At 72.0% G+C, this 19485-nt stretch carries 17 protein-coding genes; 8 read left to right on the top strand and 9 right to left on the bottom strand.

Features of this window, described 5'->3' with window-relative positions; translation table 11 throughout:
* Nucleotides 1-3: 3 nt before the first annotated feature.
* On the bottom strand, nucleotides 4-399 hold the full coding sequence (locus ACIBQ8_RS10580) for a transglycosylase SLT domain-containing protein (protein ID WP_352324904.1): 396 nt from the start codon (nucleotides 397-399) through the stop codon (nucleotides 4-6).
* Between the two features lie 187 nt (nucleotides 400-586).
* Between ACIBQ8_RS10580 and ACIBQ8_RS10575 the strand changes: the two genes are divergently transcribed.
* Nucleotides 587-1072, top strand: a complete 486-nt coding sequence (locus ACIBQ8_RS10575; protein WP_397176168.1) for a glutathione peroxidase — start codon at nucleotides 587-589, stop codon at nucleotides 1070-1072.
* On the opposite strand, the gene ACIBQ8_RS10570 is transcribed toward ACIBQ8_RS10575, so the two are convergent.
* Both ACIBQ8_RS10570 and ACIBQ8_RS10565 read right to left on the bottom strand, forming a co-directional pair.
* On the bottom strand, nucleotides 1069-2250 hold the full coding sequence (locus ACIBQ8_RS10570) for an acyltransferase (RefSeq protein ID WP_397191784.1): 1182 nt from the start codon (nucleotides 2248-2250) through the stop codon (nucleotides 1069-1071). The genes ACIBQ8_RS10575 and ACIBQ8_RS10570 overlap by 4 nt on opposite strands.
* Nucleotides 2251-2287: 37 nt before the next feature.
* Nucleotides 2288-3163 (bottom strand): alpha/beta hydrolase, encoded by an 876-nt coding sequence (locus tag ACIBQ8_RS10565; protein ID WP_397191783.1) that lies wholly within the window; start codon nucleotides 3161-3163, stop codon nucleotides 2288-2290.
* Between the two features lie 156 nt (nucleotides 3164-3319).
* Between ACIBQ8_RS10565 and ACIBQ8_RS10560 the strand changes: the two genes are divergently transcribed.
* Nucleotides 3320-3646, top strand: coding sequence for a hypothetical protein (locus tag ACIBQ8_RS10560; protein WP_397191782.1), 327 nt, complete (start codon nucleotides 3320-3322; stop codon nucleotides 3644-3646).
* A 5-nt stretch (nucleotides 3647-3651) separates the two neighbouring features.
* Here the strand turns inward: ACIBQ8_RS10560 and ACIBQ8_RS10555 are convergent, their stop codons facing one another.
* Nucleotides 3652-4734 (bottom strand): LacI family DNA-binding transcriptional regulator, encoded by a 1083-nt coding sequence (locus ACIBQ8_RS10555; protein ID WP_397176162.1) that lies wholly within the window; start codon nucleotides 4732-4734, stop codon nucleotides 3652-3654.
* A gap of 174 nt (nucleotides 4735-4908) precedes the next feature.
* Between ACIBQ8_RS10555 and ACIBQ8_RS10550 the strand changes: the two genes are divergently transcribed.
* Nucleotides 4909-6120 (top strand): ABC transporter ATP-binding protein, encoded by a 1212-nt coding sequence (locus ACIBQ8_RS10550; protein ID WP_397176160.1) that lies wholly within the window; start codon nucleotides 4909-4911, stop codon nucleotides 6118-6120.
* A gap of 114 nt (nucleotides 6121-6234) precedes the next feature.
* On the opposite strand, the gene ACIBQ8_RS10545 is transcribed toward ACIBQ8_RS10550, so the two are convergent.
* Complete coding sequence (locus tag ACIBQ8_RS10545; protein ID WP_397191781.1) at nucleotides 6235-6987, bottom strand: SDR family NAD(P)-dependent oxidoreductase; 753 nt, start codon at nucleotides 6985-6987, stop codon at nucleotides 6235-6237.
* A gap of 46 nt (nucleotides 6988-7033) precedes the next feature.
* On the opposite strand from ACIBQ8_RS10545, the gene ACIBQ8_RS10540 reads away from it, so the two are divergent.
* Nucleotides 7034-8188, top strand: coding sequence for a PQQ-dependent sugar dehydrogenase (locus ACIBQ8_RS10540; protein WP_397176157.1), 1155 nt, complete (start codon nucleotides 7034-7036; stop codon nucleotides 8186-8188).
* Here the strand turns inward: ACIBQ8_RS10540 and ACIBQ8_RS10535 are convergent.
* Complete coding sequence (locus ACIBQ8_RS10535; RefSeq protein ID WP_397176156.1) at nucleotides 8148-8483, bottom strand: carboxymuconolactone decarboxylase family protein; 336 nt, start codon at nucleotides 8481-8483, stop codon at nucleotides 8148-8150. The two genes, ACIBQ8_RS10540 and ACIBQ8_RS10535, sit on opposite strands and share 41 nt — an antisense overlap.
* 262 nt (nucleotides 8484-8745) lie before the next feature.
* Between ACIBQ8_RS10535 and ACIBQ8_RS10530 the strand changes: the two genes are divergently transcribed.
* Genes ACIBQ8_RS10530 through ACIBQ8_RS10520 form a run of 3 tightly spaced genes read left to right on the top strand, consistent with a single transcriptional unit; the run spans nucleotide 8746 to nucleotide 14004 of the window.
* The gene (locus tag ACIBQ8_RS10530; RefSeq protein ID WP_397176154.1) at nucleotides 8746-9423 is read left to right on the top strand and encodes a lipoprotein; all 678 of its coding nucleotides are present in this window, start codon (nucleotides 8746-8748) and stop codon (nucleotides 9421-9423) included.
* Between the two features lie 9 nt (nucleotides 9424-9432).
* Nucleotides 9433-12516 (top strand): AAA family ATPase, encoded by a 3084-nt coding sequence (locus ACIBQ8_RS10525; protein WP_397191780.1) that lies wholly within the window; start codon nucleotides 9433-9435, stop codon nucleotides 12514-12516.
* Between the two features lie 27 nt (nucleotides 12517-12543).
* Nucleotides 12544-14004 (top strand): MFS transporter, encoded by a 1461-nt coding sequence (locus ACIBQ8_RS10520; RefSeq protein WP_397191779.1) that lies wholly within the window; start codon nucleotides 12544-12546, stop codon nucleotides 14002-14004.
* Here ACIBQ8_RS10520 and ACIBQ8_RS10515 read toward each other — a convergent pair.
* Together ACIBQ8_RS10515 and ACIBQ8_RS10510 are read right to left on the bottom strand one after the other, a co-directional pair.
* Nucleotides 13997-15181 (bottom strand): TerC family protein, encoded by a 1185-nt coding sequence (locus tag ACIBQ8_RS10515; RefSeq protein WP_397176149.1) that lies wholly within the window; start codon nucleotides 15179-15181, stop codon nucleotides 13997-13999. The genes ACIBQ8_RS10520 and ACIBQ8_RS10515 overlap by 8 nt on opposite strands.
* Before the next feature lie 14 nt (nucleotides 15182-15195).
* Nucleotides 15196-16650 carry an LLM class flavin-dependent oxidoreductase gene (locus tag ACIBQ8_RS10510; protein WP_397191778.1) on the bottom strand — a complete coding sequence of 485 codons (1455 nt, stop codon included), beginning with the start codon at nucleotides 16648-16650 and terminating at the stop codon, nucleotides 15196-15198.
* Between the two features lie 206 nt (nucleotides 16651-16856).
* Between ACIBQ8_RS10510 and glnII the strand changes: the two genes are divergently transcribed.
* A complete protein-coding gene (glnII, locus tag ACIBQ8_RS10505) occupies nucleotides 16857-17876 on the top strand; it encodes a glutamine synthetase (RefSeq protein WP_397176146.1) in 1020 nt (339 codons plus the stop codon).
* A 52-nt stretch (nucleotides 17877-17928) separates the two neighbouring features.
* On the opposite strand, the gene ACIBQ8_RS10500 is transcribed toward glnII, so the two are convergent.
* Entirely contained in the window at nucleotides 17929-19440 is a 1512-nt protein-coding gene (locus tag ACIBQ8_RS10500) for an aldehyde dehydrogenase family protein (RefSeq protein WP_397191777.1), read from the bottom strand.
* Nucleotides 19441-19485 lie beyond the last annotated feature (45 nt).

Below are 19485 nucleotides of genomic sequence, written 5' to 3'. Positions count from 1 at the left end.
GGCTCAGTACCAACTGTGGGATTGGAAGTGCGCCCACGCGCGACACGGCGAGCCGTACCGCTGCTTGATGTAGCCCAGACCCCACCGGATCTGGGTGCGCGGGTTGGTGCGCCAGTCGGCGCCCGAGGAGGCCATCTTGTGGCCCGGAAGCGCCTGCGGGATGCCGTAGGCGCCCGACCGGTTGCCGGCCCTGTGGTTCCAGCCGCTCTCTCTGGCCCAGAGCCTGACCAGGCAGCCGTAGCTGGCGGCGCCCCAGCCGCGCTGGGCGACCAGGGACTTGGCGATGGCTTTGTTCCTGCCACTGCTCTGGGAGCTCTGCGCCTGTGCGGCCGTGGTGCCGGTCACCGTCGCGAGCGTGGCGGCGAGGACCAGGACACCGGTACGGCGGAGCATGGGCATGCGGATTCCCTTTCGAAGGGGACGGGGACCGCGTCACCCTGCCTGACAAACGCCCTTCTTTCCTAATTGACCATGAAAAATCAGACGAAATTCCAAGATCACGACATATTGATATTCAGGGGTTTTGCGGGAAAAATGAGGAATAGGTCACAATCTGCGGCGGGCGGCGTTCTGTAAGCTTCAGATCATGAGCCTTCGCGACATCCCGCTCCGCACTCTCGCCGACGACCCCACCACGCTCGGCGACCTCGCCGGCGACAAGGCCGTGCTTTTGGTCAACGTGGCCTCCCGCTGCGGCCTGACCCCGCAGTACGCCGGCCTGGTCAAGCTCCAGCAGGACTTCGGCCCGCGCGGCTTCAGCGTGGTCGGCATGCCCTGCAACCAGTTCGCCGGCCAGGAGCCCGGCACGGCGGAGGAGATCCAGGAGTTCTGCTCGGCGACCTACGGCGTCGACTTCCCGCTGCTGGCCAAGGCCGACGTCAACGGCCCCGGCCGGCACCCGCTCTACGCGCGGCTCACCGAGACGGCCGACGAGGAGGGCGCGGCGGGCGACGTCCAGTGGAACTTCGAGAAGTTCCTGCTCGACCGCGAGGGCAACGTCGTGGCCCGCTTCCGTCCCCGCACCGCCCCCGACGACCCGGCGGTCGTCGCGGCCATCGAGAAGCTGCTCTAGCGGGGCCGCCGGCGTTCGTGGGCGTGGAAGGCGGCGCAGCACACCAGCAGCGCCGCCGCGAACACCGGCAGCCAGGCCAGCCGGGCCGCCACCCATCCGAGCTCCTCGGGCGGGGTGTGCAGGCCGGGCAGCGCCCGGCTCGCCAGCAGGCCGAGCTCGGTCACCGCGATCAGCGCGGTCTGGTGCCACAGGAAGATCGTCATCGCGGCCAGGTTCGCCACGGCCACGGGCGCCCAGACGGCGGGGCGGCGCAGCACCCGGCGCAGCGGGCCGAGCAGCAGCAGCGCCGCGCCGCACTGGGCCAGCCCGAAGGCGACGGCCGCGAGCGAGGGCGGGTCCAGGTTGGAGACCGGGGCGCCCGGCACCCCGACCATGGTCGCCGGGTAGCCGCCCCACGCCACCAGCGCCAGGGCCGTGGCCGCGCCGCCGGCCAGCAGCGTCCAGCCGGTGGCCCGGCTCCGCAGCCGCCTGCGGGCCCAGGCCGCGCCCAGGCAGTACGGCGCCAGCCAGCCGGCTGCCAGGTTCACCCACCACAACCACTCCGGTCCGCCGGGCCCGAACCGCACCGCGTCGGAGACCGCCACCGCCGCGAGCGGCCAGGCCGGGTGCAGCCGGGCGGCCAGCGGCGTGGCCGCCGTCAGCGCGGCGAACACCAGCAGGAACCACATCGGCCCCGTCACCGTCTTGACCAGCACCCGAACGTCCTCCAGCGGCACCCCGGAGGCGAGCATCGCGACCGCGGCGACGGCCCACACCGCCACGACGACCGCCACCGGGCGGAACAGCCGTCCCAGCCGGCCGCGCAGCCACGGGAGGTAGCCGATGCCGGCCGCCCGCGCCGACCGGTGGCCCTTCGCCCCGACCAGGCCGCCCACGAGGAAGAAGATCGCCAGCATCTGGAACGCCCACGACATCGGGGCGAGCTGCGGCAGGTACTTGAGCGGGCTGGTGACGCGCAGGCTGCCGCTGTCGCTGACCACGGCGGTGACCAGCCAGTGTCCGGCCACCACCCCGAGGATGGCCAGGGCGCGCAGGGCGTCCAGGGCCCGGTCGCGCTCCGGCGGCGTCCCGGCCTCGATGCGGGCGGTCAGCCCCCGCGGGCCGGAGCGGGTGCGGAGGGAGGAGCCGGGCGCCGCGGTCGGCCTCTGCGGAGACGATGTGGGGGAGGGGTCAGGCATCGCGGTCGGCCTCTGCGGAGACGATGTGGGGGAGGGGTCAGGCATCGCGGTCGGCCTCTCCGGAGACGATGCGGGCGACGGCCGTGAGGGCGGGGGAGCCGGGCCGCAGGTAGTCGCTGTGGCCGCCGTCGCCCGCCGCGAAGACGCGGGCGCCGAACCCGGGCGAGACCGGGTCGGCACCCAGCCCGACCGTGACGAACGGCAGCTCGACCAGCGCGTGGGGCACGCCGGCGATCCAGTCGGCGCCGCCGCGCCCGGCCCACACGGCCGCGCGGGTGCGCATGGCGGCGACGTCGGGGACGCCCGCGCCGGGGCTGCCCATCAGGACGACGGCGGCCACGTCCAGGCCGGGCGCGGCCCGTCCGCACACCACCGAGCCGTAGGAGTGGCACACGAGCGACAGCCGGGCTTCGGGCCTGAGCGCGCGCACCTCCCGGACGAACGCCCGCAAGCCGGGCACGGCCTCGTCGGCCCGCGCGGGCGTCAGCACCTCCAGGCTGAGCGTGCCGGGCGTGCGGTACCCGGCCCAGGCGATGACCGCCGAGCCGTCGCCGAGGGCCTCGCGCAGCCGTGTCGCGCCGGCGCGCAGCAGGCCGTACCGGTCGAGGTTCGTGTCGGAGCCGGGCACCAGGACGGCGATCCGCCGGGCCGTCGCCAGGTCGCCGAAGACCTCCACGGTCCGGCCGCCGTCGCGCCCGTCGAAGGACAGGAACGCGCGCGACGGGTCCGCCATGGCCCGCAGCGCCGCCGCCCGCAGGCGGTGCCCCCGCGCGGCGGGGGTTCCGGCACGCAGCGGCGCGACGGCGGCGGGGACGGGCGCGGGCACCCCCGCGGACCCGCCGGCGCCGGACGCGGGCACCGCCACCGAAGCGGTGACGAGCGCGGCGAGCAGGCGCTTCCTGAGCGATGCCATGGCGGGTGGTCCCCCTCCGTGCCGGTTCTTCCTTCCGGCACCGAAGGTAGGGATCACGCGTTGTAGTCGGCTTCCCCCTGGAGGATGCACCTTTCGCGTAGCTCTGAGGTACTACCGGGCTCAGGAGTCGTACAGTGGCCGCGCTGAGGAGGCGCCATGCTCACGGCGACATCCGCCGACGGGACCGACGTCCAGGTGGTCGAGGAGGGGCGGGGCCCGGCCGTCCTCGTCCTGCACGCGGGGCTCGACGACGGCACCCGGTGGGGCAAGGTCGCAGGACTGCGCGCGCCGCGGCAGATCGACGACCTGCCGGCGATCGACGCCCTGGGCGACCGGCGGGCGGCGTACGCGGCGATCCGCGCGCCGGTGGTGCTGCTCGGCGGCGACCGCAGCCCCGCCCATCTCGGCGCGCGCCTGAGAGCGCCCCGGGAGGTGGCCCAGGTGATCGAGACTCACGCGCGGCACGTCCTCGGCCAGAGCTGAGAGGGTCACCGGCGGGGGCCGCAGCTCCCGCGGATGATCAGCTCGGTGGGCAGCACCACCGTGCGCGCCCGCCGGGTGCCCTCGCGCAGCACCAGCTCGCACGCCCGGTAGCCCATGTCCCGGCCCGGCTGGGCGATCACGGTCAGCGGCGGGGCGCACAGCTCGGCCCAGGGCACGTCGTCGTACATCACCAGCGACACGTCCTTCGGCACCCGCAGGTCGAGCTCGCGGGCGGCCAGCACGGCCGCCTCGCCCAGGACGTTCCCGCCCGCGACGACGGCCGACAGGTCGGGACGGCTCTGGAACAGGCCGGAGGCGGCGGCGTACGCCGAGTCGCGGCTGCCGGTGCCGAACACCACCAGCTCCTCGTCCACCGGCGCGCCCACGGCCTCGCGGAAGGCGTCGGCCCGCCGGTCGTGGCCGGGGCCGCCGAGGAAGGCGATGCGCCGGTGGCCGAGGCCGCGCAGGTAGCGCACGGCCGTACGGATGCCGGCGCGGTCGTCGGCCAGGACGGCGGGCACGTCGAGCGGACGCGCGGCGCCCTCGGGGACGCGCCCGCGCGGCGTCACGCCGTCGAGGAGCATGAGGTCGTCGAGGGCGCTCTCGGCGGGGTCGCGGTCGCCGTCGCGCCCGGCCTCGGGCGGCAGGCGGTCGGCGAAGACCACCGTCATGCCCGCCCTGAGCGCGGGGGCCCACGTCTCGGCGTCGCCGGAGGGCACCGCGATGACCCGGTCGACGCTCTGCTCCAGCAGCATGCCGATCAGCTCGGCCTCCTGCTCGGGGTCGCCGGCCGTCGAGCCCAGCACCACCGGCTCGCCCGCCGACCGGGCGCAGGCGAGCACGCCTTCGCAGAGCTGCCCGTAGAAGGTGTCGGTGAGGTCGGGCACCAGCAGGCCCAGGCCGCCGGTGCGGCGCTGGCGCAGGTTGCGGCCGAGCGCGCTGGGCCGGTAGTCGAGCTGGGCGGCGACGGCCAGCACCCGTTCCCTGGTGCTGGGGCTGGCCGAGCCGCCCGACAGCACCCGGGACACGGTCGCGACGCCGACGCCCGCCGCCTCGGCCACATCCTTGATCGTCGCGCGCTTCTCCATGGAAACGATTCCATCATGGATTCCACGCCACCGGAAGGGCGCCGCTCCTACAAAGGCTGGTCACGCGGTACCCCTTGACACCGATGTCCGTTTCGGGTGAGATACGTGAAAACGTATCCACGGGAACCGAGAACCAACGTCCGGGCCGATCGCCCTGGAGCGCGAAGGAATGTCATGGCATCCATCGTTCTGACGAACGTCGACAAGATCTACGCCGGTGGCGTGAAGGCCGTGAACGGGCTGAACCTTGAGATCAAGGACGGCGAGTTCATGGTGCTGGTTGGCCCATCGGGTTGCGGCAAGTCGACCGCGCTCCGGATGATCGCCGGCCTTGAGGACATCAGCGGCGGCGAGATCGCCATCGGCGACAAGGTGGTCAACCACCTGCCGCCCAAGGACCGCGACATCGCGATGGTCTTCCAGAACTACGCGCTCTACCCGCACATGACGGTCGAGGAGAACCTCGCCTTCGGCCTCAAGCTCCGCAAGATGCCCAAGCCGGAGATCCAGAAGCGAGTCAACGAGGCCGCCAAGATGCTCGGCCTGGAGACCTACCTCAAGCGCAAGCCGGCCGCTCTGTCCGGTGGTCAGCGCCAGCGTGTCGCCATGGGCCGCGCCATCGTCCGCGAGCCGCAGGCCTTCCTCATGGACGAGCCGCTGTCGAACCTCGACGCCAAGCTCCGCGTCTCCATGCGCGCCTCGCTCAACACCCTGCACGAGCGCCTCGGCGTCACCACCGTGTACGTCACCCACGACCAGGTCGAGGCCATGACCCTCGGCGACCGCGTCTGCGTCCTGCGCGACGGCCTGCTCCAGCAGGTGGACACCCCGCAGAACCTGTTCGACAAGCCGGTCAACCTGTTCGTCGCCGGCTTCATGGGCTCGCCCTCGATGAACTTCGTCACCGCCGAGCTGGTCCGCGACAACGGCGCGGCCGTGCGCTTCGCCGACATCAGCCTGCCGATCCCCGACTCGGCGTTCGCCGAGAAGCCGGGCCTCGACCAGTACATCGGCAAGAAGGTCATCCTCGGCATCCGCCCGTCGGACTTCGAGGACGCCAACTCGGCCGGCAACCACGCCAACGGCTGGGCCACCCTGCCCGTCAAGGCGGAGGTCACCGAGGAGCTGGGCTCCGAGATCAACGTGCTGTTCCTGATCGACGCCCCGCCGGTCGAGCACAAGGACACCGTCGCCGCCGCCGACACGGGCGACGACGAGGAGGCGGCGCTGCCGCTCGTGGGCGACAAGTCCCTGTGGACCGCCCGCGTCAACGCCCGCAGCCACGTGCGCCCCGGCCAGCGCATCGACCTGGTCCTGGACACGCACAACATGCACTTCTTCGACCCGACCAGCGGCCTGGCCATCGGCCACGAGGCTAACCGCTAGCAGGTCCAGCCGGATCTGCCGGTTCCCGGCCGTGAGTTCCTCACGGCCGTCCCGGGCCCCCACCGCGACCCCCTCCCGCGGCGGGGGCCCACCTTGTTGTGGTACGCCCCGAGGTCAGCGGCGGCCGAGCCTGGCCGAGACGCGCCCGGCCAGGTTGTGCGGCACCAGCCTGCCGATCGCCACGATGGCCTTGTAGCGCAGGTCGGGCACCGAGACCCGCTTGCCGAGCGCGAGGTCGCGCATGGCCTCCCTGACCACGTTGTCGGCCTTCAGCCACAGGAACCCCGGGATGCCCGAGGTGTCCATGGACGCCCGCTGGTGGAACTCGGTGCGCACGAAACCCGGGCACAGCGCCATGATTTTGATCCGCGGGTTGCGCACGTCGTTGGCCGCGGACTCGCTGAAGTTGACCACCCACGCCTTCGAGGCGCTGTAGGTGCCGCGGGAGAAGAACGCCGCGACCGACGCCACGTTGATCACCGCGCCCCGGTCGCGCTTGCGCATCGCGGGCAGCGCCGCCAGGGTGAGCCGCAGCACGGCCTCGCAGTGGACCTTCAGCATGCGCAGCTCGTCCTCGACCGGCACCTTGAGGAAGTCGCCGGGGTGGCCGAAGCCGGCGTTGTTCACCAGCAGGTCGACTCCGTCGCGGAGTCTCGACTCGACCCTGGCCAGGCCCTCCTCGGTGGCCAGGTCGGCGGGCAGCACCTCGACGTCCACGCCGTACCTGAGCCTGAGCTGGTCGGCGACCTGGACGAGCCGCTGCTCGTCGCGCGCGACCAGGACGAGCGAGCAGGCGTCGGCGGCCAGGCGGCGGGCGAACGCGGCGCCGATGCCGGCGGTGGCGCCAGTGATCAATGCGGTAGGCATGTCCTGAACCTTAACGTCCCCGGTCGGGCGTGCGAGTATGGACGGCGTGCGCCCCCTCGCGGCCGTGCTCCTCCTGGCCCTCACCGCCTGCTCGGCCGCCTCGCCCCCGCCCGGCCCGGCCCCCGCGACCCCCGTCCCCGGGTCCTCAGCTCCGGCCTCCACGCCGGCGAGCGCCGGGCCGGAGCGCACGTCCGGGCGCGGCCAGGTGCGTTTCCGGGAGCTCGGCCGGTTCGAACGGCCGGTCGCCCTGGCCGTGCGCAAGGGCGACGACCGGCTCTACGTCGCCGAGCAGGGCGGCCGGCTGCGCGCCACGGACGGCGACGTCCTCGTCGACCTGTCGGGCGAGGTGAGCGGCGGCAACGAGCAGGGCCTGCTCGGCGTGGCCTTCCATCCCTCCGGCCGGTGGCTCTACCTCGACTGGACCGACACGCGCGGCGCCACCCACGTCACCGAATGGGCCTTCGACGGCCGGCGCGCGACCGGCCGGCGCGACGTGCTCACCCAGGACCAGCCGTACGCCAACCACAACGGCGGCCAGCTCGCCTTCGGCCCCGACGGCCACCTCTACGTCGGGCTCGGCGACGGCGGCAGCGCGGGCGACCCGCAGGGCAACGGCCAGGACCTCGGCACGCTGCTGGGCAAGATCCTGCGCATCGACCCGCGCGGCAGGCCGTACAAGGTGCCGCGGGACAACCCGTTCGCCGGGAAGGACGGCGCGCGTCCGGAGATCTGGGCCTACGGCCTGCGCAACCCCTGGCGGTTCGGCTTCGATCGGCACAGCGGCGACCTGTGGATCGGCGACGTCGGCCAGGACGAGGCGGAGGAGGTCGACCGCCAGCCGGCCGCCTCCAAGGGCGGCGAGAACTACGGCTGGAACCTGCGCGAGGGCGGGCGGCCCTTCCGCGGCGGCACGGGCCGCGGCCTGACCGAGCCGGTCATCACCTACCCCCTGCACAAGGACGGCAACTGCTCGGTGATCGCCGGGTACGTCTACCGCGGCGCCGCGCTGCCCTGGCTGCGCGGCAGCTTCCTGTACGGGGACTTCTGCGCCGGCTGGGTCAGGGCCGCGCCCGCGGCCGAGCCGTCGAAGGCGGCCGAGATCGGCCGGGTCGAGCAGCTCTCCTCCTTCGGGGAGGGGCTCGACGGCGAGCTCTACGCGCTCAGCCTGCGGGGTCCGCTCTACCGGATCGAGCCTGCCTGACGCGCTCGATCAGCTCCTCGACCTGGTCGTTGAGCCGTGATCCGCGGGTCCAGCCGGCGTAGTGGGTCAGGAAGACCACCACCTCGCGCAGCTCGCTCTCGCTCAGGTCGCCCGCCCGCAGCGCGACGTCGAGCTGTACGGCGGTCAGGTCGTCGAGCCCCTGTCCGACGAGCAGCCCGAGCAGGAGCAGCCGGCGCTCCTTGACCGACAGGGCGGTCCTCGACCACAGGTCGGCGAACTGCCGCTCAGCCGTCATGCCGAAGGAGTCGACGGTCTCCATCGCGGGTTCTTTCATGGTGCGCTCCGGGGCTCGGGATGGGCGTCCTCATATCCTTTGCTACTTCCTGTGGTCTACCAATGGGGGTTGCACGAACGTTGTATCCCGGGCGACCGTAGAGTGTGGCGACCTGGCCCATACCATCATTTGGTGATCTGTAACAAGTAAAGCCAATCAATGGCCAAGATTTGGTCAAGATTTCTCACCGTGCATCCGGCCTCATTCCGCATGAAAGCGGGCACAACAACTGCGTTGGTCCGTAAAGCGGAGGTAAGCCCTGGTGAAAAGGACACGGGCTTGGATCGCGCTCATGGTCGCGGTCTTCCTGCTGCAGGCGTGCGGGCAGCCGGAGTTCACCTACGTACGGGACAGGGAAGGCACCACCTATTTCAAGGTGCCCGCCTCGTTCAAGCAGCTCAACGCCACTCCGATCGAACTGTATCTGACGGGTGACCGGCCCGGTTCGCTGGCCGCGGCGACACGCGCGCAGCGGGTCTGGTCCACGGCCTTCGACCAGTCGGCCGAGCCGTCGGTCAACCATCTGCTGAGCTCGTCCGACCCGTTCGTGTACGCCACCGTGCACAAGCTCACCGAGCAGCAGCGCGACGCGATCTCGCTCAACCGGCTGCGCGACTTCGTGCTGCCCGTGACGGACCCGATGCGCGAGCTGTACGAGCAGCAGACCATGACCACCGGCCGGCCGCCCATGTTCGCCAAGTTCGAGCTCCTCAGCGACGACGTCCTCGCCCTGGAGAACGGCGCCAGAGGCGTACGGGTGCGCTTCAACTACCAGATCGGCGCCGACGTCCAGACGTTCGACCAGACCGCGATCCTCGACGAGAAGGGCGCGACGGTCTCGGTCATGCTCATCGGCTGCCGGGCGACCTGCTACCGCGAGCGCGGCGCCGAGTTCGACAAGATCGCGGGTTCGTTCAAGCTGCTCCGGCTGCCCGGATAGGGAGCGCCAGTGACCACCCCAGACAAGAGCACCGTTCAGCACGAAGGGCTGCGCGCCCCCGGCAGCGGGCCCTCCGACCCGGACTCCGTGACCAGGAAGAAGATGCAGTTCTGGGACCGGAGCAAGTTCCTCATCGCGCTGGTCCTGGCCTACCTGATCCTCACCTGGAAGGTGATGGCCGACTGGACGGGCGTCGTGACCTTCCCCGAGGCGGCCTGGAAGATCGGCTACGAGTACCAGTGGATCTTCTGGCTGCTCGGCGCCGAGGTCCTGCGGCAACTGCACTTCCTCGTCAGCGAGCACTGGTCGGGCTACCACCGGTTCTGGAGCCGGAAGGTCTTCGGCGGGTTCGAGCGGTGGACGCACCGGCGCTTCGACGACTGGACCAGGTACCGCATCTCCAGGGCCCTGAAGATCGCCTTCTTCGTCACGCTGACCGCGCTCGTGGCGGGGGCGGTGCTGGACGTCAGCCCGTTCGTCGCCCTGTTGCAGGCGCCGACGCTGATCTGGCAGGCGCTGCCGTTCCTGCTCCAGATCGTCTTCCTGTTCTTCTTCGTCATCATCCAGTTCGTCGGCCTGTTCTGGTTCCTGTCCAGGGGCGGCGTGGAGACGTACTTCCCCGACGACATCAAGACCCGCTTCGCCGACGTCTGGGGCCAGGACCACGTGGTCGAGCGGGTCCAGGAGAACATCGTCTTCCTGGAGCGGCCCGACGAGATCGAGCGGCGCGGCGGGTACGTGCCCAGCGGCCTGCTGCTGTGGGGGCCGCCCGGCACCGGCAAGACCCTGATGGCCGAGGCCGTGGCCGGGGAGACCGGCAAGCCGTACGTGTTCGTGGATCCGGGAGCCTTCACGAACATGTTCATGGGCGTCGGCATCCTGAAGGTCAAGGGCCTGTTCAGGAAGCTGCGCAAGCTGGCGCTGCGGTACGGCGGCGTGATCGTCTTCTTCGACGAGGCCGACTCGCTCGGCAAGCGCGGCAAGCTGGCCCAGCAGGGGCCGCCGGGGCAGGGCGGCTTCTCGGCGCACTCCGGCTGCCACGGGATGACGTACCTGTCGGAGGAGAGCCGCTCGGTGCTGGCCTTCAAGGGCCGGCGCGCGGCCGCCGACGCCGACGGCCCGCCGGGCACCTGGCGCGAGCGCTTCTTCGCCGGCGGCGGCATGATGAACAGCGGCGACCCCGGCACCCTCCAGGCGCTGCTCACCGAGCTGTCCGGGCTCAAGAAGCCGCGCGGCTTCTTCAACCGGCTGGTCAGGCGGCTGCTCGGGATGCGGCCCAAGCCGCCGCCCAAATACCGCATCCTCGTCATGATGGCCACCAACCGTCCCGACGCGCTGGACGAGGCGCTGCTGCGGCCGGGCCGCATCGACCGCATCTACAAGGTCGGCTACCCGTCCAAGGCCGGGCGGGTGCGGACGTACCAGGGCTATTTCGACAAGGTCGAACACGAGCTCACCGGGGAGCAGATCGACAAGCTGGCCACGATCACGCCGTACGCCACCGGGGCCACGATCAAGGACCTGGTCAACGAGTCGCTGATCACCGCCATCCGCGACGGCCGGGAGGTCATCACCTGGTCGGACGTGCTGCGCGCCAAGCGGCTCAAGCAGCTCGGCCCGCCCGAGGACGTCGAGTACATCGAGCGCGAGCGGCACGCCGTGGCCGTGCACGAGGCGTGCCACGCCGTGGTGGCGTACGTGACCCGGTTCCATCTGGAGATCGACATCGCCACCATCGAGAAGGGCGCCGACTACCTGGGCATGGTCGCCTCGATCAAGCCCGAGGACCAGTTCACCCGCTGGAAGTCCGAGTACGAGGCCGACATCATGGTCTCCCTGGCCTCGCTGGCCGGAGAGCGGATGTTCTTCGGCGAGGACAACTCCTCCGGCGTCTCCGGCGACCTGCACGCGGCCACGTTCCTCACCGCGCTCATGGAGTCGTACTGGGGGATGGGCTCCGGCGTCACGTCGCTGCCCGCGCTCCAGGAGCTGGAGATCCACGGCGGCAAGGCCATGCGCGGCCGGGGCGGCGGGGGAGGCGGCATCGGCATCACCGAGCGCGATCCGGTGCGCGCCGCGCCCGACCTGACCCCCGACGTGCTGGGCGAGCGCATCGAGTTCAACCTGGTGCGGCTGCTGGAGCAGACCGAGCGGCTGCTGGCGGAGCACCGCAGGCAGGTGCTGTGCCTGGCGCACGCCCTGGAGACGCACAAGACGCTCAACGGCGACGACGTGGTGGCCGTCATCCGCGGCGAGCGCGGACCGCTCGTGGACGGCACGATCTACGCCTCCGACGAGCTCTACGAGCAGTTGGAGGACTACCACCACGACGCGGCCAGGGCGCACAAGGAGCACAGCCGCATCGAGCGCGAGCTGCCCGGCCCGGTGGAGGAGGAGGCCGCGCCGCGGGCGGTCGCCTTCGCCGCCCCGGGCGCGGGCGCCGCCGCCGCGGCGCAGGTGATCACGGCCGAGGTCACCCGGATCGACCAGGGCGTCGCGCAGAGCCTCGAACAGGGCGTCGGGCAGGGCGTCGGGCAGGGCGTTGACCAGGGCGGTGACCGGCCCGAGTTCGTGCCGTGGGCGCCCGGCCCGAGGCCCGCTCCCGTGCCGGTCCCCGTGGCGGCGGCGGTTCCGGCCGCCGTCCCGCACGCGGGCTTCGGGCCGGTCGGCGGGCCGGTCGACGGGGCGGTCGGCGGCCCGGTCGGTGAGGCCCGGCCGCGCCGGCGCGCCGGACGGGCCTGGCTGGTCGTGGCCAGCCTGCTCGGGCTGATCGCGCTGGCCCTGATCGCGGCGCTGGCGGTGACGGGCGCGGTGCCCGGCGCGGGGGCCGACGTCGCGGCGGCTCCCGCGCTCGCCTCACCGGCCCTGCTGCTCCTGCTGTTCGTCGTGGTCGTCGGGGTGATCGTGGGTGCCGGGCTCGCGTTCGTGGCGGTCAGGGGCGTACGGACGGCGCAGGCCAAGGCGGAACGCGAGCGCGACGAGGCTCACCGGCGGGCCCAGCTGCTGGCCGCGGCCATGGACCCGGACACGGCCATGTGGCTGCTCGGCTACGACGGCACGGGCAACGGCAACGGCACCCGAGCCGATGGGTGATCATATGATCACTTAGAGTAAGGACGCATGAACGAGGACGGCGTCGTACGCAGCCTGGTCCCCGCCCGCATGGACCGCCTGCCGTGGGCGCCGTTCCACACCCGGCTGGTGATCGCGCTCGGCGTGGCCTGGGTGCTCGACGGGCTGGAGATCACCATCGCCAGCAACGTCGGGGCGTTCCTGCAGCGCCCCGACACGCTCGGCTTCACCTCCGCCGAGGTGGGCCTGTCGGCCACCGTCTACCTGATCGGCCAGGTGGCCGGCGCGCTCTACTTCGGCTGGCTGTCCGACCGGCTCGGCCGCAGGAGGCTGTTCATCCTCACGCTCGGCATCTACCTGGTCGCCAGCGGCCTGACCGCCCTGTCGTGGGACCTGTGGAGCTTCCTGGTGCTGCGTCTCGTGGCGGGGGCGGGCATCGGCGGCGAGTACGCGGCCGTCAACTCCGCCATCGACGAGATGATCCCCTCCCACTACCGGGGCCACGTCGACCTGGCCATCAACGGCACCTACTGGCTGGGGTCGCTGCTGGCCACCTCGGCCACGTTCCTGCTGCTGCACCCCGGCGGGCCGCTGGACCCCGACTGGGCCTGGCGGCTCGGGTTCGCGGTCGGGCCGGTGATCGGCCTGGCCATCTGGGGGCTGCGCCGGCACCTGCCGGAGAGCCCGCGCTGGCTGATGACGCACGGCCGCGAGGAGGAGGCCGAGCGGGTCGTCGCCCGCATCGAGCGGGAGGTCGAGCGGGAGGACCGGGTCAGGCTGGAGCCGGTGCCGCAGGAGCAGGCGCTGGAGATCGTCCCCGAGCACCACGCGCCGCTGTCGCAGGTCGCCAGGACGTTGTTCCGCACGTACCCGGAGCGCTCGGTGCTGGGGGCGACGCTGATGATCTGCCAGTCGTTCCTCTACAACGCGGTGTTCTTCACCTACTCGCTGGTGCTGACGCACTTCTACGGCGTCCCGGCGGGCTCGGTGCCGCAGTACATGTTCGCCTTCGCGGCCGGGAACCTGCTCGGGCCGCTGCTGCTGGGCAGGCTGTTCGACACGGTCGGGCGCAGGCAGATGATCTCGGCCACGTACATCGCCTCGGGGCTGCTGCTGGCGGTGACCGGGTGGCTGTTCAAGGAGGGCATGCTGACGGCGGTCACGCAGACCGTGCTCTGGTCGGTGATCTTCTTCATCGCCTCGGCGGCGGCCAGCTCGGCGTACCTGACCGTGAGCGAGATCTTCCCGATCGAGCTGCGGGCCCAGGCCATCGCGATCTTCTTCGCGCTCGGGCAGGTCGCGGGGGCGTTCGGGCCGACGGTCTTCGCCTCGCTCATCGGCGACCAGCGCGACCCCGACCCGACCCGGCTGTTCTGGGGCTACTGCTTCGGCGCCGGGATGATGGTGGCGGCCGGGGTGGTGGAGATCGTCTTCGGGGTGAAGGCCGAGCGCACGCCGCTGGAGCACATCGCGGCCCCGCTGACCTCCCGCCAGGCCACCTCTACCTAGCCGGGCCGGGCCCGCTCGCGTGCTCGGCGTGCGCCCGCGCCACCAGGGCCGCCAGCCGCTCGTCCCGGGCGACGCCGGCCCGCTGCCGCTCCGGCAGCTCGCCCAGCCGCGCCTCGGCCGCGAGCAGGTCGCGGTAGACCTCCTCGCGCCGCGCCGGGTCCTTCTCGACGTCCAGGTAGTCCTGGGCGTGCCGGCGGACGGCCGAGACCACGTTCTGCGCCCGGCCGCGGGGGCTGGCCAGCGAGGCGGCCACGGTGACCAGCAGCACGCCGACGATCACCGACAGCGACAGCCCGGTGCTGATCTCGGTGACGTTCACCGGCTCGCCGTCGTTGACGAACGGCACGTTGTTCTCGTGCAGCGCGTGCAGCCCGAGCTTGACGCCGATGAAGGCCAGGATGACCGCCAGCCCGTAGGCGAGGTAGATGAGCCGGTCGAGCAGGCCGTCGATGAGGAAGTAGAGCTGCCGCAGCCCCAGCAGGGAGAAGGCGGTGGCGGTGAAGACGAGGTAGACGTTCTGGGTGAGGCCGAAGATGGCCGGGATGGAGTCGAGCGCGAACAGCACGTCGGTGCCGGCCAGGGCGATCATGACCAGCAACATCGGCGTCATCACCCGGCGGCCGTCCACCACCGTGAACAGCCGGTCGCCGTCGTAGGTTTCCGTGGCGCGGAACAGCCTGCGGGCCAGGCGGACCATGATGTTGTCGGTGTGGCCCTCGCCGCCCTCCGGGCGCAGCAGGTTGCCCGCCGTGAGCAGCAGGATCAGGCTGAAGACGTAGAACACCCAGGCGAACGTCTCGATCATCGCGGCGCCGAGGAGGATGAACCCGGTCCTGGCGATCAGCGAGAAGACGATGCCGAACAGCAGGGCCTTCTGCTGGTCGGCGCGCGGCACCCGGAAGCTGGCCATGATGACGAGGAAGACGAACAGGTTGTCGACCGACAGCGCCTTCTCGGTCACGTACCCGGCGAAGTACTCCGCGCCCGGCTCGGCGCCGCCGAACGCCCACACGCCCACGCCGAACAGCAGGGCGATCCCGACGTACAGGGCCGACCAGACGGCCGCCTCGCGCAGCGCGGGGACGTGCGCCTGCCGCACGTGGAAGAAGAAGTCGAACAGCAGCAGGCCGGCGATCCCCAGGATCGTCAGCCACCACACGGGCGCGGGCACGTCCACGAACGCTCCTCGGGCTAGAGGCGGATCTCCAGGCGGCCGACAGGCTCGGCCAGTTCCTCCTCCTCGTAGGCGAAGTGCGAGGCCAGGGCCTGCGAGAGCCGTTCGACGCCGGCCCGGACCCGGTCGATCCTGGCCGGGTCGGCGATCATCTCCGCGCACGCCCGGTCCAGGCGGGCCAGCAGCTCGGCGATGACCTCGTGCTCCTGCTCCAGCTTCTTGACCACCGGCTCCAGGGCGGGGTCGCGCTCGGTGAGGGCGGGGAAGGTGGTGCCGTGCTCGACGTCGTGGTGCACGGTCAGCAGGCGGCGGAAGGTCGCGCAGAACGCGCCGAGCGTCCAGTGGTTCTGGCGCACCGCCAGCCGGTCGCCGTCCGGGCGCCGGGCCGCGGTCTCGGCGGCCACCTGCTCGACCGCGTCCCTGACCTGGCGGAGCTGGGCGCGGTAGCCGTCGTGCACGTCCACCAGGCGGCGGCCCGGCCGGGCCTGGCCGGGGACCAGGGGCGCGGGGTCGCCGGCCGCCGCCCTGGGCCGGCCGGCCTCGTCCAGGTCGGGGATCGTCACCGGCCGGCGGGGCGGCTCGGGCGCGGGCCGGCCGCGCTCCCTCGCCACGGCCGCCCGTACGGCGGGCGCGACCTCCTCGGCGAACACCCGCAGGTCCCGCTCGGCCTCCACCCCCGGAGCCAGCACGAACCCGCTCAGGCCCGCCGCGAACACCAGCTCCGTGAGCTGCTCGGCCCACAGGGCGGCGGGACCGTCGAGGAAGCCCGCGCCGAGCAGCGGCGACAGGCTGCCGCCGAGGTTGTAGACCTTGCGGATCGCCGCCGGGTCGCGCCCGGCCTCCGCGGCGGCCGCGTCGAGGATCCTGGCCTGCGCGGTCACGGCCTCGGGCGGGCTGTGGAAGGACGAGGTCAGCCAGCCGTCGCCCGTCCGGCCGGTCAGCTCCAGCATCCGCCGTCCGGTCGCGCCGATCCAGATCCCGATCGGGTGCGGCGGGAACGGGCCGGGGCGCGCGCCCGCCAGCCGGTGGTGGCCGCCGGAGAAGGTCACCGGGTCGCCCGGGGTCCACAGCGCCCGGATGACGGTGATCGCCTCGGCCAGCGCCTCGACCGACTCGCCGGGGGAGAGCCGGGGGCCGCCCATGGCGGCGATGGCGTCCCACAGCGCGCCCGCGCCGAGCCCCAGCTCCACCCGGCCGCCGCTGAGGATGTCCAGCGAGGCGGCGGCCCTGGCCAGCACGGCGGGCGGGCGCAGCGGCAGGTTGGCCACGTCGGGCACCAGCCGGACGCGCTCGGTGCGCTGCGCGATGGTGGCCAGCAGGGTCCAGGAGTCGAGGAAACCCGCCTGGTAGGGGTGGTCCTGGACGCCGACCAGGTCCAGGCCGAGCCGGTCGGCGAGCTCGGCGTGCCGCAGGACCCGGTCGCCGTCCGCCGCCTCGGGCGCGAGCAGCGCGCCGAACCAGACATCCTCCATGATCATCATCCCCCGGCCTCGATCGTCGTACGGCCGCCGTCCCCCGGACGGCCGACCTGCCCCAGCTAACCTTTTTTATTGGATTTACCCCCTAATAGCGGGACGGGTGGCAGCACGATTAACACGGCGTTCACATTCGGGCAAAAACCGGGAAATGGCCGTCCACAAGACTCGGCGTGGCTGAGAGAAATCCCGAAAGGACCACCGTGAGCTACAAGGCTGAGTACATCTGGATCGACGGCACCGAGCCCACGGCTCTGCTGCGCTCGAAGACGAAGATCCTGGCCGACGGTGCCGAGCCTCCGGTCTGGGGCTTCGACGGCTCCAGCACCAACCAGGCCAAGGGCCACGCCTCCGACCGCGTGCTCCGCCCGGTGTTCACCTGCCCCGACCCGATCCGCGGCGGCGACAACGTGCTCGTGCTGTGCGAGGTCGAGGAGATCGACGGGACGCCCCACTCCAGCAACACCCGCGCCCTGCTGCGCCCGATCGCCGAGCGGTACGCGGAGCAGGAGTCCTGGTTCGGCATCGAGCAGGAGTACACCTTCTTCAAGGGCAGCCGCCCGCTCGGCTTCCCCGAGGGCGGCTTCCCCGCCCCGCAGGGCCACTACTACTGCGGCGTGGGCGCCGAGGCCGTGTTCGGCCGCGACATCGTCGAGCTGCACCTCGACCGCTGCCTGGCGGCGGGCCTGGCCGTCTCCGGCATCAACGCCGAGGTCATGCCCGGCCAGTGGGAGTTCCAGATCGGCCCGGCCGGCCCCCTTGAGGTCTCCGACCACATGTGGGTCGCCCGCTACCTGCTCTACCGGACGGCCGAGGAGTTCGGCGTCGAGGCCACCCTCGACGCCAAGCCCGCCCGCGGCGACTGGAACGGCGCCGGCGCGCACACCAACTTCTCCACCAAGGCGATGCGCGAGAGCTACGACGCCATCATCACCGCCTGCGAGGCGCTCGGCGAGGGCGACAAGCCCATGGAGCACGTCTCCCAGTACGGCGCCGACATCGAGCTGCGCCTGACCGGCCACCACGAGACCGCCCCGTGGAACAAGTACACCTACGGCGTGTCCAACCGCGGCGCGTCCGTGCGCATCCCGTGGCAGGTCGAGGTGGACAAGAAGGGCTACATCGAGGACCGTCGCCCGAACGCCAACGTCGACCCGTACGTGGTCACCCGCCTGCTGGTGAACACCTGCTGCGAGGCCCTGGAGAAGGCCGGCCAGGTCTGATCCGCCCGCGCACAGGAGAAGCCGCCCCCGGCCGGGGGCGGCTTCCCGCGTGTCAGATCCGGAACTCCAGGTCCGGGACGATCTCCGCCACGTCCATCTGGGCCTTCTGCAGCCGGCCCGAGAAGTCCCAGTTCATCGCCTGCCAGCGGGTGAACTGGTCGAGCACCCACATGCCCGACTGGCGGCTGCCGTTGCCCGACTTGCCGTTGCCGCCGAAGGGCAGGTGGGCCTCGGCGCCGGAGGTGGAGTTGTTGACGCTGACCATGCCGGCCGAGATGCCCTCGCGGAAGCGGAAGGCGTGCTTGGGGTCGGTGGTGTAGATCGAGCTCGACAGGCCGTACCCGGGGCGGTTGGCCAGCTCGACGGCCTCGTCCAGGGTGGCGAAGGTGGTCACGCCGACGATCGGGCCGAACGTCTCCTCCAGGAACAGCCGGTCGCCGGGCCGCACGCCGTCGACGATGACCGGGTGGTAGTAGAGGCCGCCGTCGCCGTCGAAGTCGCCGCGCGGGTTGTCCTTGGTGATCCTGCCCGTGCTGCCCGAGACGACCTCGTGGTGGGGCTGGATCCAGGTCAGGTACTCCTCGTACCGGTCGGCGAACTTCTGGTCGAGCAGCGGGCCGGCCAGCACGTCCTGCTCGGGGTCGCCGATCCTGGCCTCGCCGGCCGCCCGCGCGAACCGCTCGACGAACTCGTCGTGCACGCTCTCGTGCACGATGACCGTGCCCAGGCTGGTGCAGCGCTGCCCGGCGGTGCCGAAGCCGGAGAACAGCGCGCCCTCGACGGCCAGGTCGAGGTCGGCGTCCGGCATGATCACCATCGGGTTCTTGCCGCCCAGCTCCAGGCACGCCGACTGCAGGTGGCGACCGGCCAGCTCGCCGACCTTCCTGCCGACCTCGCTCGACCCGGTGAAGCCGACCTTGTGCACGCTGCCCTCTTCCAGGGCCAGCTCCAGCCCCGCGAAGGTCTGCGCGCCGTCGGCGAAGACCACGTTGAGCACCCCGTCGGGCAGCCCCGAGGCGGCGAACAGCCGGTACATGGCCTCGGCGGAGGCGGCGGCGTACTCGGCGGGCTTCCACACCACGGCGTTGCCGCACAGCAGCGCGGGCACGAGGTACCAGGACGGCACGGCCACGGGGAAGTTGCCCGCCGTGATCACCGCGGCGACCCCGACCGGGTTGCGGAACGTGAACAGGTTCTTGTCCGGCATCTCCGACGGAACGGTCTGCCCGTAGAGCCGGCGGCCCTCGCCCAGGAAGAAGTCGCAGGTGTCGACGATCTCCCGCACCTCGCCCAGCGCCTCGGCGTACGGCTTGCCGATCTCGCGGGTGACCAGGCGGGCCAGGCTCTCGGCGTTGGCCTCGACCAGCCGCCCGATGGAGGAGATCACCCGGCCGCGCACCGGCGGCGGCACCTTGGCCCACTCGCGCTGGGCCTCCCTGGCGGTGCGGCAGGCGGCGGCGAACGCGGCGGCGTCGGCCAGGCCGACCCGGGCCACGACCTCGCCGGGGCGGGCGGGGTTGGTCGACTCGTACACGCTCTCGCCGGTGGTGTCCTTCCCACCCACGATTGACACGATCTGACGGCTCACCGGTGGCCTCCTCGTAGTTCC

The organism is Nonomuraea sp. NPDC049646, assembly GCF_044465525.1.
GTDB lineage: Bacteria > Actinomycetota > Actinomycetes > Streptosporangiales > Streptosporangiaceae > Nonomuraea.
This window is presented reverse-complemented; position numbering and strand designations above follow the sequence as displayed.